Annotated in this window: 13 protein-coding genes; 8 read left to right on the top strand and 5 right to left on the bottom strand. The window is 62.1% G+C overall.

The features are described from left to right. Positions 1–18 precede the first annotated feature (18 nt). The gene (locus H559_RS21455) at positions 19–546 is read left to right on the top strand and encodes a hypothetical protein (protein ID WP_051278945.1); all 528 of its coding nucleotides are present in this window, start codon (positions 19–21) and stop codon (positions 544–546) included. A 116-nt stretch (positions 547–662) separates the two neighbouring features. Then, the gene (locus H559_RS21450) at positions 663–1,166 is read left to right on the top strand and encodes a hypothetical protein (RefSeq protein ID WP_028451791.1); all 504 of its coding nucleotides are present in this window, start codon (positions 663–665) and stop codon (positions 1,164–1,166) included. A 37-nt stretch (positions 1,167–1,203) separates the two neighbouring features. Here H559_RS21450 and H559_RS19010 read toward each other — a convergent pair whose 3' ends face one another. The 3 genes from H559_RS19010 to H559_RS0104990 form a co-directional block, all read right to left on the bottom strand. Beyond that, the gene (locus tag H559_RS19010; RefSeq protein WP_051278944.1) at positions 1,204–2,277 is read right to left on the bottom strand and encodes a CobW family GTP-binding protein; all 1,074 of its coding nucleotides are present in this window, start codon (positions 2,275–2,277) and stop codon (positions 1,204–1,206) included. Next, on the bottom strand, positions 2,274–2,909 hold the full coding sequence (pth, locus tag H559_RS0104995; protein ID WP_028451790.1) for an aminoacyl-tRNA hydrolase: 636 nt from the start codon (positions 2,907–2,909) through the stop codon (positions 2,274–2,276). Before pth ends, H559_RS19010 begins: the two co-directional genes overlap by 4 nt. Before the next feature lie 448 nt (positions 2,910–3,357). Then, a complete protein-coding gene (locus H559_RS0104990) occupies positions 3,358–4,581 on the bottom strand; it encodes a multifunctional CCA addition/repair protein (protein WP_028451789.1) in 1,224 nt (407 codons plus the stop codon). 93 nt (positions 4,582–4,674) lie between these two features. Here H559_RS0104990 and cysK point away from each other — a divergent pair, with 93 nt between their 5' ends. The 6 genes from cysK (at position 4,675) to H559_RS0104960 (ending at position 11,681) form a co-directional block, all read left to right on the top strand. After that, positions 4,675–5,607, top strand: a complete 933-nt coding sequence (gene cysK, locus H559_RS0104985; protein WP_028451788.1) for a cysteine synthase A — start codon at positions 4,675–4,677, stop codon at positions 5,605–5,607. Between the two features lie 287 nt (positions 5,608–5,894). Next, complete coding sequence (locus tag H559_RS19005) at positions 5,895–6,941, top strand: LysR family transcriptional regulator (protein ID WP_051278943.1); 1,047 nt, start codon at positions 5,895–5,897, stop codon at positions 6,939–6,941. 299 nt (positions 6,942–7,240) lie between these two features. Further along, a complete protein-coding gene (locus tag H559_RS0104975; RefSeq protein ID WP_028451787.1) occupies positions 7,241–8,509 on the top strand; it encodes an ABC transporter substrate-binding protein in 1,269 nt (422 codons plus the stop codon). Between the two features lie 73 nt (positions 8,510–8,582). Next, complete coding sequence (locus H559_RS0104970) at positions 8,583–9,467, top strand: carbohydrate ABC transporter permease (RefSeq protein ID WP_028451786.1); 885 nt, start codon at positions 8,583–8,585, stop codon at positions 9,465–9,467. Between the two features lie 161 nt (positions 9,468–9,628). Beyond that, complete coding sequence (locus H559_RS0104965) at positions 9,629–10,534, top strand: carbohydrate ABC transporter permease (protein ID WP_245579332.1); 906 nt, start codon at positions 9,629–9,631, stop codon at positions 10,532–10,534. A 40-nt stretch (positions 10,535–10,574) separates the two neighbouring features. Beyond that, positions 10,575–11,681 (top strand): ABC transporter ATP-binding protein, encoded by a 1,107-nt coding sequence (locus H559_RS0104960; protein WP_028451784.1) that lies wholly within the window; start codon positions 10,575–10,577, stop codon positions 11,679–11,681. A 93-nt stretch (positions 11,682–11,774) separates the two neighbouring features. Here the strand turns inward: H559_RS0104960 and ilvA are convergent, their stop codons facing one another. Beyond that, on the bottom strand, positions 11,775–13,289 hold the full coding sequence (ilvA, locus tag H559_RS0104955) for a threonine ammonia-lyase, biosynthetic (RefSeq protein ID WP_028451783.1): 1,515 nt from the start codon (positions 13,287–13,289) through the stop codon (positions 11,775–11,777). A gap of 108 nt (positions 13,290–13,397) precedes the next feature. Then, entirely contained in the window at positions 13,398–14,963 is a 1,566-nt protein-coding gene (locus H559_RS0104950; protein WP_028451782.1) for a response regulator, read from the bottom strand. Positions 14,964–14,976: the final 13 nt, after the last annotated feature.

Raw genomic sequence — 14,976 nt, 5'->3', positions numbered from 1 at the left:
GTTGGAGTGCCAGCAGTCATGGATCGTGCATTGTGTTTCTGCAAAACCGGTTTGGGTCAGGAAGAAATCCAGCAACGCAAGCTTGGCCTCTCGCAAAAACTGCGCCAGATGCTGATCATGGTCGACGGCCAGAAATCGGTTGCCGACCTGGAGCAGTGCCTGCCCGGCGATGAACTCATGGCGCGGCTGGAAGCCTTGCTGGGGCAGGGGCTGATTGCACCGGTTGCCGGCAGCGCCAGCCCCGCAGCGGCAGCCAGACCAGCGCCCGTTCCTGCAGCCGCGCCAGCGGCAGCGGCTCCGATTGCCATGCCGACCGGCCTGCCTTCTGCGGGCAAACTGGCGCAAATCCGCATCATCCTCGCAATGTGCAGCCAGCAGTATCTGTCGGATGCGCTCGACACCATGCTGATCGACCTCTACGACAACATGAGCGGACCGGAAGATCTGAAATTCTGCATCGACACCTGGAAAAAACGCATGGATGCGGCTGGCTATGGCAGCGTTGCCGATAGCCACATGCCGCAAATCCGCGCGGCTCTGCGTTAAAGCACCGCAACATTGCTGGCGGGCATGCGTTTCGCCCGTCAGAAAGTGTAGTCAGGGTATTGCAACTACATCATAAAAGACTTATACCTGAAGCATGTTGATCGCCCCGGTTAAGCATGATGGATACCACTCTCTACCAGAAAACGTCGCTCGGCCAGAATGAGCTGACCGAGCGCTCCGGCCTCATTGGCCAGAAAGAACGCCGTCTGCTCATCACCATCGACGGCAAGCGTGATGCCACCATCCTGTCCGCTCTTCTGCCCGGCGAAGACGTACCGGCCATGCTGGTGAAGCTGCGTGATCTCGGCCTGATCTGTGCCGCCAAAAACCAGCAGAAGGCCGATCCGCTGGATTTTTCCGGCCCGAACACCATCGCCCCGGCGCTGCCGCAATCCAACCGCAAGCAACTTGAAGCTGCCCGCCGCGTGATCCTCGACGTCAGCCAGCAGTATCTCGGCCAGAGCTGGGCAGACCGGCTTGATGAGCAGCTGGGCAAGGCGCATAGCGCCGAAGAGCTGACCCCGATCATTGAGCAGTGGCTGACTGCGCTGCGCCGCTCGGGGCATCGCGGCGCGGCCGATACCGGTCAGCGCCAGGTCAACGCGCTATTGACCCAGTAGGGGGTATGCTGCCACGGCTCTTTTGCAAAAAGGGCTTTCAGGCATTACACAGGCAGTTTTTGTTCATCACCGCCGCCAGCAAAGCGGCTTCGAAGGCGCCCCAGTCGGGCGCCTTTTCTGCGTCGACAATCAATTCGCAGCGGCTGTCGCGGCGATAGGCCGAAACCTGCACGCCGGGATAGCCATCCACCCAGTCAAAGCGATACCAGTCGCGCTCGGTCTGGAATACGCCCTTGGCGCGACTCAGCCCTGCCAGCCCCAGCACCGCAGACTCAGAAAGGCTTTCGAACAGGCTGGCCAGCGCGCCACTGAAAAACTGGCATTCCGCCGGGAAAATCCAGCCGCAACTGTGAGATCCCAGGCTCGACTGCATCTTCTGCACCGGCCATGACGCAACCACCTCAGGGCCGGATTCCGGCTGGCTGCGCCGCTGTCGTGGCGCAATAGTCCGGTGCTGCGAGGAAGCCGGCAGTGCAACTTCCGGCCAGCGTTCGGGGTACAGCTCGATATCCAGCAGCGCGGCATCAAAGCGGCCCTGGCTGGTTTCGCACTGCGCCAGCTTGGGCGGATACAGTCCGGCCAGCAGCGCCCGCGCAGCATCGATCTGGGCGATATCGGCACGGTCGCATTTGTTGAGCACCACCACGTCGGCCAGCTGCAGCTGATCGCGCCAGGTTTCGTGACCGGTGTAACGCGCATCGCCCACATGCGCCGGATCGAGCAGCGTGATCACGCCGCGCAGCTCGAAGGCTTTGGCAAGCATCGGGTCGCGCAGCAGGTCGACGATGCCGGCAGGATGACCGAGTCCGGATGGCTCGATCAGCAGCCGGTCTGGCCGGCGCTCGCGCAGCAGGCGAGTGAGCGACACGCGCAGCATGGGGCTGGTGGTGCAGCAGATGCAGCCACCGGGCACCTCGGCTACCCGGAGTTCGTCTGCGCCGGTAGACAGGGTCGCGCCATCAATCCCTACCTCGCCGAATTCATTGACGACTACCGCCCAGTATTCACCAGCCGGTTTGCCGGCCAGCAGATGCATCAGTGCCGTCGTCTTGCCGACGCCGAGAAAACCGGTCACCAGATTGACGGGAACCCGGGGCAACGCATCACTCATACCGGCTCTCCACCAGTGGGCGCAGCCTTGTGTGCGCGTTTCTTCGCATCGTCGGTGTGCAATTGCGCCATAGCCTTGCCCATGTCGCCCGCCAGCAGCAGCGGCATGCCCTTTTCGGCACGCAGCAATGCTTCGTCGATCAGCTGCTGCTCTTCGCGGCGCGGCGGCTTGAGCACGAAACTGGCCACTTCCGCCTTGTTGCCGGGGTGGCCGATGCCAACGCGCAGGCGCCAGAAATGCGGCGTCGACAGATGCGACTGGATGTCTTTCAGGCCATTGTGGCCGCCATTGCCGCCGCCCTGCTTGAGCTTGAGCTGGCCCGGCGCAATGTCGAGTTCATCATGAATGACGAGGATTTCGTCGGGCAGAATCTTGTAGAACTGCGCCAGCGCAACCACTGCCAACCCGCTGCGGTTCATATAGGTCTGCGGTTCGAGAAACCACACATCCTGACCATGCAGGCGTCCACGCCCGGCCAGACCATGAAACTTGCTGTCCAGCCTGAGATTGGCGCCGGCTTCGCGCGCCAGCGTATCGACCAGCCAGAAACCGGCGTTATGGCGGGTGGCGGCATACTCGGAACCGGGGTTTCCGAGTCCGACAATCAGGCGGATGGGTTTGGCTTGGGACATGGCGGCAAGGGGAAGAACGGTAAAGCCTCCATGATACCGCGAAGGCACTCATTCACGCGCCCGGCGGGCGTGCAAAAAAAAACCGGCCCAAGGGCCGGTTTGTAAGCAAGGACTGAGAGAGTCCTCGTTGTGCGCAACCGTGGCTCGCAAAGAGCCGGAACTGGCTGGATTCAGGCTGGCTGAGTCCACCAAGGGCACCGGAAGCATGTTTAATACCACTTATCTTTCCCCCTTCGTTACGCAGAAATGGGGAAAACATGACTGACAGGCACGGAACACCCTGATGCGCAGAATGCCGCCATATTTGCAGGGTGTCAAGCCGGCCAATCTAGGGAAAACACTTAGAGCGGCAGCAGGACAGGACATTCCATTGTCATCGCCCGTGAAGTGCTTCACCAGCAAAGTGGCATTTCATTAATCGCTTATTAAATGCCACATCAAGGCCGGCTTAGAGGGTGCCGGGTTCGCTACGGCCTGCCTGCAAAGCGGCCAGCCGTGCCAGACGCACCTGCTCGGGGATCGCCGCCTTGTCGGTGCAACTGCGCGCCACCGCGCCGGCATCGACTGCCGCCACCGCCGCCAGTGCGCGACGCAGGAAGTCCGCCTGCGGATAGTCGCACTCGGCAAAACCGGCACGTCCGCGCGCATCGGCCAGGCACGCCGCCAGCAGTTGCTCGAAGCGTTCCGGCCGGCGCAGTGCATCGCAGCGGGTGAAGAGCTCCAGCAGCGTGGCAGCCCGCAAGCTTGCGGCAGTGTGGATCAGTGTGTGCTCGCGGCAGCACAGCACGGCCAGATCACGACAATCGGCCGGCACACGCAGGCGCGCGCACAATTGCTCGACCAGCGGCACGCCGCGTGCTTCGTGGCCGATGTGCTGCGGCAGCACATCGGCCGGCGTCGCGGCCTTGCCCAGATCGTGGCACAGCGCGGCGAAGCGCACCGCCAGCTCGGCCCCCTGTGCAGCGCAATAGTCGAGCACCAGCATCAAATGCACGCCGGTATCGACCTCCGGGTGATAATCCGCGCGCTGCGGCACGCCCCACAGCGCATCGACTTCCGGCGCGATACGCGCCAGCGCTCCGCACTCGCGCAGGATGCCAAACATCACAGAGGGCTCCGCCTCCATCAGGCCGCGGCTGAGTTCCTGCCACACGCGCTCGGGCACCAGATGGTCGACCTCGCCACAGGCCACCATGTCGCGCATCAGCGCCATCGTTTCCGGCGCAACGGAAAAACCGAAACGCGCGGCAAAACGGGCAAGACGCAGGATGCGCACCGGGTCTTCGGAAAAGGCCGGCGAGACATGCCGCAATACCCGCGCGGCCAGATCGGCCTGCCCGTTGAAGGGGTCGATGATGCGGCCGTCGGCATCTTCTGCCATGGCGTTGATCGTCAGATCGCGGCGCAGCAGGTCTTCTTCCAGCGTGACCGACGGGTCGGCAAACACCGTAAACCCCTTGTAGCCCTGGCCGGATTTGCGCTCGGTGCGCGCCAGTGCGTATTCCTCGTGCGTGCGCGGATGCAGGAAGACCGGGAAATCCTTGCCGACCGGCTGGTAGCCCTGCGCGACCATGTCGTCCGGAGTCGCCCCGACCACGACCCAGTCGATGTCCTGCACCGGCAGGCCGAGCAGACGGTCACGGACGGCACCACCAACACGATAGAACTGCATGATCTTTCCTTGTGAGCTTTTATCATTTTCATTCGACCCGCTTTCGCGGCTAGAATCAAGCGCAATACTCCACTCACCGCAGGATCACGCCCGATGAACATCGCCAATAGCGTCACCGACCTGATCGGTAACACCCCGCTGGTCAAGCTCAACCGCGTCACCGATGGCACGGTCGCCACCGTCGTCGCCAAGCTTGAGTATTTCAACCCCAGCCACAGCGTGAAGGATCGCATTGCGGTGAGCATGATCGACGCCGCCGAAGCCGCTGGCAAGATCGGTCCGGACACCGTCATCGTCGAGCCGACTTCCGGCAACACCGGCATCGGCCTGGCCATGGTGTGTGCGGCCCGCGGCTACAAGCTCGTGCTCACCATGCCGGAAAGCATGTCGAAGGAACGCCGCGCGCTGCTGCGCGGCTACGGTGCCGAGCTGATCCTGACACCCGCGGCTGACGGCATGGGTGGCGCCATCGCCAAGGCACGGGCGCTGGTGGAAGAGAACCCGAACTACTTCCTGCCGCAGCAGTTCGAAAACCCGGCCAATCCGGAAATCCACCGCAAGACCACCGCCGAAGAACTGTGGCGCGATACCGACGGCCAGATCGACATTCTGATTGCCGGCGTGGGCACCGGCGGCACCATCACCGGGATTTCGGAAGTGCTGAAGGCGCGCAAGCCGTCGTTCAAGGCAATTGCCGTCGAGCCCGATGCCAGCCCGGTGCTCAGCGGCGGCGAAAAAGGCAAGCATCCGATCCAGGGCATCGGCGCAGGTTTTGTTCCGGCCGTGCTCAATACGCAAATCTATGACGAAGTCATTCGCGTCACCAACGATGACGCCTTCGCCACCGCGCGAGCACTTGCCACCAAGGAAGGCATCCTGTCCGGCATTTCCGCCGGCGCCGCGGTATGGGCCGCTCTGCAGGTTGCCAAGCGCCCGGAAAATGCCGGCAAGCTGATTGCCGTCATCATTCCGTCCTTCGGCGAACGCTACCTGTCGACCCCGCTGTTCGAGGGGCTGGTTGATTAAGCCGCAAGCGTTTGCCACACCAGCGGCAGCCTGCGGGCTGCCGTTTTTCATGCCCGCCACAAAAATACAGTATTATGTATATCCATGAAGCCATTGATAATAAATGGTTGCATGGATATACCCGCGAGTAAAACACATGCTGCGCACCGAGAGTGCGCGTCGGCACGCACCGGCAGGGCAAGGATGGCATGCCAGTACGCCGGCATAAAACAGCAATTTCGATCAAATCCCCCTCCTTCTGCCGCCCTACACTCCCCTAGGTAAACACCTTACAACAAGGGGCTGCCATGAACCTGCTGCATGCCGATCTGAATCTGCTGTGCTGTCTGCACGCGCTGCTGGTGTCCGGCAGCGTCAGCCGGGCGGCCGACCAGCTGGGCGTCACCCAGCCGGCGATGAGCCGCTCGCTGGCTCGCCTGCGCACGCTGTTCAACGACCCGCTGTTCGTGCGCGGTGCTGCCAACCGCCTGGCACCCACGCCGCGCGCGGAGGCGCTGCGCGGCCCGCTGGAGGAAATCCTCGGCCGCATCAACCTCCTGGTCACGCCGCCCGAATTCAGCCCCGAGTGGGCGCAGGCACGTTTCCGGATTGCGGTAAGCAGCAGCTTTCCGCGGTCGGCGCTGAATGCACTGCTGGGCGAGATCAGCAGCAAGGCGCCGCTGCTGGAGCTGCATGTGCTGCCCTGGCAGAACGACAGCTGCGGCCAGCTGGCCGAGGATCTGGATCTGGCCATCGGCGTCACCCGCCATGCCAGCCCGGACCTGCTGCAGCGCAAGCTGTTCTGCAACCAGGCTGTCTGTGTGATGCGGGCCGGCCACCCGCTGCTGGAACACGGCAGCATTCCCGATCTGGCCACGCTGGCCGCCTGGCCGCATATTGCACCCAGTGCGGCAAGCCTGGTGCAGACGGAAACGGATCGCGCGCTGGAACGTGCCGGACTGCGCCGGCAGGTGCAGCTCTACCTGGATGATTTTTCCAGTCTGCTGGACTGGCTGCAGCATGGCAATGCGCTACTCGTTACCGACCGTATTGCCATGCAGCCCTCAAGTATCAAGGATCTGCTGCGCATACTCCCGATGCCGGAGGATGCGATCATCGACAGTGGCGATTTTGCCATGTACTGGTCGGCGCGCTGGCAGAACGACCCGGCGCACGCCTGGCTGCGCCAGACGCTCACCGACGCCATCCGCGACTGCCCGGCCGTCACCGCGCTGCCTGCCCTGCCGCGTGCACCGCTGGCGCTGCCGCTGCCGACTGAATATCGCCAGCCAGCCAGTCGCGACGAGCGGATCTATCCGGTGGTCGGTCGCTTCTTCCCCGGCCGGGTCTGCTGAAGGCAGCCATGCACCGCACGCATTGCCGGCATGCACGGCAATGCATGGTCAGGCAGCGATGCCCGCTTTAGTCTGCCTGTGCTGATTGAGTTATCGGCGTAGCAGTTCTTCCTCCTCCTTGGCCCGCAGTGCTTCTGCGGGCCTTTTTCTTGCCTGCCTGCCGCTCCGTCATGCGCGCCGCGCATGCCGCCTATGCATGAATCGCCGTTCCATGCCGTAAGCCACGGGCATAGATTGTTGCTGCCGGCGTAAATGCTGCTGATGACCGGCACACCATTAAAACAATGCAAGGATGAGTCATGAAAACCCTGTTCAAACCGCTGCTGCTGGCCAGCCTTCTGGCCAGCCTGCCACTGGCCGCCAGCGCGGCCGAGAAAGTGCGCCTTGAGTACTGGACGATGAACCTGTCGCCCACATTTGCCGACTGGGCGAAAAATGCCACTGCCGAATTCAACCGCCAGAATCCGAATCTGGAAGCGGTGTGGGTCGACATGAACTGGGACCAGATCCGCCCGAAACTGATCGCCTCGCTCGCCGCCGGCACCCCGCCGGCACTGGTGAACTTCAACGTACCCTGGGTGCACGAATTCGCCGCACAGGGCAATCTGCAGCCGCTTGATCCGCTGATCGGCAATGCGAAAGACGTCTACCTGCCCGCTGCGGTGAAGGATGTCTCTGCCAACGGCAAGATGTATGCCTTCCCGTTCTACAACTCGGTGTCGGTACTGGCCTACAACCAGGAGCTGTTTGCGAAGGCCGGCATCAAGGAAGCGCCGCGCAACTTTGCCGAATTCATCAGCACCGCCAGAACGGTCACCGCCAAGACCGGCGTGCCGGCCTTCTCGCCCAAGCTGGCACCGGAAAGCGGCGGCGGCGTAATCGGCTGGTTCTACTACGCGGGCCTGCCGGTCATCGACAAGGGCCGGGCAGTCTTCACCAGCCCGCAGCATGTGGCGCTGGTGCAGCAGTTTGCCGACCTCTACAAGGCCGGCGTCATTCCGCGTGACGCCTACAAGATGGAATTCGAGCAGGAAATCGCCGCCTACAGCAGCGGCCGGCTGGCGATGATGACCACCGCACCGCAGGCAATCAAGCGCCTGGAAACCAATGCCAAGGCCCGTTACGACCAGACCGGCATCGCCCCCTTCCCAACGGACAAGGGCCGGCGCGCCTTCGGGGCGTGGATGATGGACTTCGTGATTCCCAAGGGGGCGAAAAACCCTGCTGACGCGGCGAAACTGGGTCTGTTCCTGACCAGCGACGCGCAGCAGCTGGCGTTCTCGAAAGCGACCGAAACCACCTTCCCCTCGACGAAGAAGGCCAACCTCGACCCGTACTTCCAGGCCGGCGCCAACAGCCGGGACCCGGTTGAACGTGCCCGTGCGGTGGCCGCCCGCTCGATGGAGTTTGCCGTGGTCGTGAACATTCCGCCGGGAACCCTGCCGGATGAAACCACCATGATGCGCAAGTTCAACGACGAAATGCAGCAGGCCATCGAAGGGCGCAAGCCGGTGAAAGCCGCACTGGATGCGGCGGCGGCGGCCTGGAACGCCAGGCTGGTGAAATAGCACTCTGACACAGGCAAGCCCGGCGGCACATGGCTGCCGGGCCGTTTCCCACCCCTTTGTCGCGGAGCCTGCCATGCAAAGCGCACGCAATTACACGACCACCGCCTACCTCTTTCTGGCCCCGGCCCTGATCCTGATGGGCATCTTTACCTTTTGGCCGGTGGGTTACAACACCTGGCTGGCCTTCCATGATTACGCCATCGCCGACGGCTCGGCCACCTGGAACAGCTTTGCCCATTTCAAATACATCTACAACGAAGCCCTGTTTCACCATGCGCTGAAGAACTCGCTGCTCTATCTGCTGGTCGTGCCCTGCATCCAGCTCGCTGCGCTCGTCATGGCCAAGCTGGTGAATAATCGCCTGCCGGGAATGACCTTTTTCCGGGCGACCTATTACATCCCGGTGATTACCGCGATCTCGGTCGCCGGCGTCGCCTGGGCCTTTGTCTACAAATACGACGGCATGCTCAACGGCTTTCTGGGCTGGGCCGGTCATGCGCTGGGCCTGCTCGCCAGCCCGCAGGCGCATATCGACTGGCTGGGTGATCCCGGTATCGCCATTTACGCAGTCATGGGCTTCACCTTCTGGAAGGGGCTGGGCTACTACATGGTGCTCTACCTCGCCGGCCTGCAGGCGATTCCGGCCGAAGTGGAAGAAGCCGCAATCCTCGATGGTGCCAATGTGTGGGAACGCTTCTGGCGCATCACCGTGCCGATGGTGAAGCCCACCATCCTGCTGTGCACGCTGCTGTCGACCATCGGTGCGATGAAGGCCTTCCAGGAGGTGATCGTGCTGTCACGCGGGCAGGCCGACACCTATACGGCGCTCTACTACGTGTATGACCAGGCCTTCCGCAACTACAACTTCGGCCGCGCTGCCGCCGCCGGGCTGGTGGTGACCTTCTTCTGCATGTTGCTCGCCATCGTCCAGTTCCGCTTTTTCGGCGAAAAACGTTAGTTCTGTTGCAAAGAAACCGGCTCTCCAGCGGTATCAGCCCGGCGCATATAGCCGTCTGAAAAATCAACAGTTCACGTTTTGCATTTCATACAGTTTTCCCGGCTTTGCCGGAAAAAACGAGGTGCGGGTGTTGTCCAACAACCCGCCAAGGAGCCCAGATCATGCCCAGCCGCAAACACGTGCACGCCATGCTGCACACCGGGGCGCATTACACCAGCCTCATCCTTTTTGCCCTCTTCACCACCTTTCCCTTCATCTGGGCGCTGTCGTCCGGCCTGTCGGGCGATGCCTCGCACATGTACCTGTTCCCCGACGGCTTCTGGCCACACGAGGCCACACTGGACTGGTTCGCGCGCGTCTTCCGCGAGATGCCGTTTACCACCTACCTGAAAAACTCGACGATTCTGGCCTTCTTTACCATTGCCGGTGTGGTAGCAGTATCGGTGCTGGCCGGCTACCCGCTGGCGCGGATGAAGTTTCCCGGGCGCGGGCTGGTGTTTGTCGCCATCATCGCCACGATGATGCTGCCGTCCGAAGTCGGCATCGTGCCGAACTTCATCACGCTCAAGCACTTCGGTGATGCCGCTGCCGCGCTGCAGGGCACACTGGGTCTGGGGCCGGACTGGAATCTGCGCGAGTGGATCGGCCTCAACAGCTATTTCGGCGCGATCGTTCCGAATGTCGCCGGCGCCTTCGGCATTTTCCTGATGAAACAGGCTTTCGAGCAGATCCCGCAGGACCTGATTGACGCCGCTCGCGTCGATGGCGCGAACGAAATGCAGATCCTGTGGAAGGTGATGGTTCCCGTCACCGGCCCCTCGATTGCCGCACTGGCCATCTTCACGCTGGTCAGCGCCTGGAACGACTACCTGTGGCCTTCGCTGGTGATGAACTCGAAGGAAAAAATGCCGCTCGCCGTCGGCGTTTTCAATGACCTCACCGGCCCCTTTGCCACCTCCGACAACATCCTGATGGCAGCCATCGTGCTGACCGTCATTCCCGTGCTGGTGTTCTTTGCCTTTACCCAGCGTTACTTCATTTCCGGCATGGATGGCGCGGTGAAATAAACAAGCACCGCCGTTCTGCGCATTTTCAGGAGAATCCGTCATGGCTTCGGTATCCCTCAGAAACATCAGAAAGAATTACACACGCGACGTCACCGTCATCAGGGACGTCAGCCTAGACATTGATGATGGCGAATTCATCGTCTTTGTCGGCCCCTCGGGCTGTGGCAAATCGACCATGCTGCGCATGATTGCCGGGCTGGAAGACATTACCGGCGGCGAGCTTTACATCGGCGAAACGCTGGCCAACGACATCCATGCCTCGAAACGCGGCATTGCGATGGTCTTCCAGTCCTACGCGCTCTATCCGCACATGAGCTGCGCGGAGAACATGGGCTTTGCGCTCAAGCTTGCCGGCACGCCGAAAGCCGAAATTGACAGCCGCGTGCAGCGCGCAGCCGAAATCCTGGAAATCACGCATCTGCTGGAGCGCAAGCCCAAGGCACTGTCCGGCGGGCAGCGCCAGCGCGTGGCCATCGGCCGCGCCATCGTGCGCAATCCCAAGGTCTTTCTGTTCGACGAACCGCTATCGAACCTGGATGCTGCGCTGCGGCTGAACATGCGCGTCGAATTGTCCAAGCTGCACCAGGAGCTGCAGACAACCATGATCTACGTGACGCACGACCAGGTCGAGGCGATGACGCTGGCCGACCGCATCGTGGTCTTCCATGCCGGGCTGATCCAGCAGGTCGGCTCGCCGCTCGATCTGTACGAAAACCCGTCCAACCTCTTTGTCGCCGGCTTTCTCGGTTCACCAAAAATGAATCTGCTGGCCGGCGTGATGCTGGAATGCGGTGACGGGCTGGCGAGCCTGTCGCTGCAGCAGGGCATGATCGTCAGCGCCCGCTGCAACGCCAGCCACCTGCGCGTCCACGACAAGGTCACCATGGGAATCCGCCCCGAGCATATCCGGCTGGTCAGCGCGGACACCGCCGGCGCACTGGCCGCGCAGGTCGACCTGATCGAGCATCTGGGCGATGTGGTGCTGGCGTATATCGAAATCCCCGGCATCCACGAGGTGCTGTGCATGAAGCTGCCGGGCTCGGCGCCGGCGCTGGCCTATGGCGACCGCATCCATATCGCCTTCCCGCCGGAGCATGTGCTGCTGTTCGATCATGAGGGCAATGCGCTGCCGCGCTTGCCGGCCTGATCCTGCCGGGGCATGAAAAAAGACCGGCCAAGGCCGGTCTTTTTGGGTATGTAACCGCAGCCTTTATATTTAAAAGGCTGCAGACCCATACCCTCAATCACCAAGAAAAAGCTGGTAGGCAGGATTGGTGCTTTCCTCCCACCAGGGGTAGCCCATGAGCTGCAGGAATTCGGCGAACTGGGCATCGTCGCTCTCGGGCACCTGGATGCCGACCAGCACGCGGCCGTAATCGGCGCCGTGATTGCGGTAGTGGAAGAGGCTGATGTTCCAGCCGCCGTTCATGCCGTTCAGGAAGCCCATCAGCGCACCCGGGCGCTCGGGGAACTCGAAGCGCAGCAGGCGTTCGTGCGTGACCTGCGGCGCACGGCCGCCGACCAGATGGCGGATGTGCAGCTTGGCCAGTTCGTTGTCCGACAGGTCGATGGCGGCCAGGCCCGCATTGGCCAGCTTTTCGATCAGATCGACGATTTCATGGCGGTTCTGCACCGAGAGGCCGACAAACACGTGCGCGGCTTCCGCGCTCGAATAGCGGTAGTTGAATTCGGTGATGTTGCGCGCGCCCAGCAGCTCGCAGAAGGTCTTGAAGCTGCCCGGCTTTTCCGGAATCGTCACCGCAATGATCGCTTCGCGCTGCTCGCCCATTTCCGCCTGCTCGGCGACATAGCGCAGGCGATCGAAATTCATGTTGGCACCCGAGGCAATCGCCACCAGTGTCTTGCCCTGCACGCCTTCGCGCGCAGCCCAGGCCTTGGCGCCGGCAATCGCCAGAGCGCCGGCAGGCTCGAGAATCGAGCGGGTGTCTTCGAACACATCCTTGATCGCCGCGCACATGGCGTCGGTGTCGACGAGAATCACGTCGTCAACCAGATCGCGGCAAAGGCGGAAGGTTTCCTCGCCAACCTGCTTGACCGCGACGCCATCGGCAAAGATGCCGACCTGCGGCAGGTTCACACGGTCGCCAAGCTTCAGCGACAGGTACATTGCATTCGCATCGGTCGGCTCGACACCGATGATTTTCACCTCGGGACGCAGCGACTTGATATAGGCGGCCACACCGGCAAGCAGGCCGCCACCGCCGACCGGGATGAAGATCGCATCGAGCGGATCAGGGTGCTGCATCAGGATTTCCATGCCGATGGTGCCCTGCCCGGCGATCACTTCCGGATCGTCGTAGGGATGCACGAAGGTCATGCCCTGCTCTTCGGCCAGCTTGACCGCGTGCGAATAGCAGTCGGAATACGAGTCACCCACCAGCACGACTTCGGCACCGCGGCGGGTGACGGCGTCGACCTTGATGCGTGGCGCGGTGGCCGGCATCACGATGATGGCACGGCACTTGAGCGCCTGTGCCGACATCGCCACGCCCTGCGCGTGATTGCCGGCCGATGCGGCCACCACGCCGCGATCCAGCTCGGCACGCGAGAGCTTCACCATGCGGTTGTAGGCGCCGCGCAGCTTGAAGCTGAATACCGGCTGCATGTCCTCGCGCTTGAGCATGACCGTGTTGCCGATGCGGCGCGACAGGTTCGGCGCAATTTCCAGCGGCGATTCGATGGCGACATCATAGACACGGGCGGTAAGGATGCGTTGCAGGTAAGCGGAGGCCATGGGCAAATCACACGGAAAGGATGAAGTGGAGCAAGGATTGTACGCCCAAAAACACGGGGCCGGCATGAAGCCGGCCCGCGGTGCTGTATCGCTATGTGCGCGCGATACTCAATCCTGGTACATCTCGACGACATGGCGGAACTTCGGCAGTGCCTGCATGAAGGCATCGACCAGCTGCGGGTCGAAATGCGTGCCGCGCCCTTCGAGGATGGTCTTGACGACATCTTCGGGCGGCCAGGCCGGCTTGTAGCAGCGGGCATGCGTGAGCGCGTCGAATACATCGGCCAGCGCGATGATGCGGCCGGCGATGTGGATGTCCTCGCCGGCCAGGCCGCGCGGGTAGCCGCTGCCATCCCATTTTTCGTGGTGTTCAAAGGCAATGGTAGCCGCCATCTGCAGGATGCGCGGCTTGGCATCCTTCAGCATCTTGTAGCCGAGTTCGGCGTGCGTATCCATGATCTTGCGCTCTTCGTCATCCAAGCGGCCGGGCTTGTTGAGCACGCGATCGGGAATGCCGACCTTGCCGATGTCGTGCAGCGGGCTGGCCGCCTTGATGATCTGGCAATCCTGCTCGTCCATGCCGATTTCCTGCGCAAGGATGTAGGCAAACTCGGCCATGCGGTGAATGTGCTTGCCGGTGTCGGTGGAGCGGTTTTCCACCACTTCGGAGAGCTGATAGATGATGCTGCGCTGCGTGTCCTCGATTTCCTTGTTGAGCATCAGGTTTTCGTAGGCAATCGCGACATTCTTGCAGAACAGCTCGACCAGATCGGAATCGGGGTGTGAAAGCTCGACCGGGCCGTCGATGATCAGCAGGTTGACCGCGCCGTGCGGGGCCTGGAAGAAACCGACGAAATGATCGGGCGCATACACGCTGCGTGCCGTGTCGATGGCCTGATCGATCGACGCACGGAAGCGCTGCAGCGCAACGGCATCCAGTACCTTGCCGCAGTAGTCCTGGTAGCCCCCGGTGGCATACATCACGCGGATTTCATCGCCATGCGTGAGCGCGGTCATGCCGCCGTTGACGACGACATAGAGCGCTTCCTGTTCGAAAAACAGCAGCGCCTGCAGTTGCTCAAGCACGCCCTGCGCGAATTTCTGGATGGACTGCTGACGGAAAATCGTGGTCGATGCGTCAACCACCTTGATCAGGCCGCGGCGGTTGGCTTCCAGAATCCGGCGCTGGTGGTCGATGGTCATGATGTCGTTGTACGAACGCAGCGTCCCCAGCACCGAGGTATAGAGCTTGTCGCGCGTCAGCTCGGTCTTGGCCTTGTAATCGTTGATGTCGTAGGACTCGATCACATGGCGCTCGGGCGCAACGCCCGGCTGGCCGGTACGCAGGATGATGCGGATGCAGTGGTTGTGCAGTTCTTCGCGGATCGCGCGGGCGACCTTCAGGCCGGCATCCTCGGTTTCCATCACCACATCGAGCAGCATCAGCGCGATGTCGTTGCGTTCTTTCAGCAATGCCACCGCTTCACGTCCGGAATAGCAGGACATGATGTTGAGCGGGCGGCCCAGAAAGGAAATATTGGTCAGGGCGAGACGCGTTACGTGATGGATGTCGGGTTCGTCATCCACCACCAGCACATTCCACGGCTCGACGGGCGCCGGCTGGGCGTCGCCCGCCGTATCGTCCTCGAGCCAATCGTCATCCTGTCCTGTCATAGCTACTCCGGTG

The sequence above is a fragment of the Chitinilyticum aquatile DSM 21506 genome (assembly GCF_000430805.1).
GTDB lineage: Bacteria > Pseudomonadota > Gammaproteobacteria > Burkholderiales > Chitinibacteraceae > Chitinilyticum > Chitinilyticum aquatile.
The sequence above is the reverse complement of the archived record's forward strand: the minus strand, read 5'-3'. Positions and strand labels throughout refer to the sequence as shown.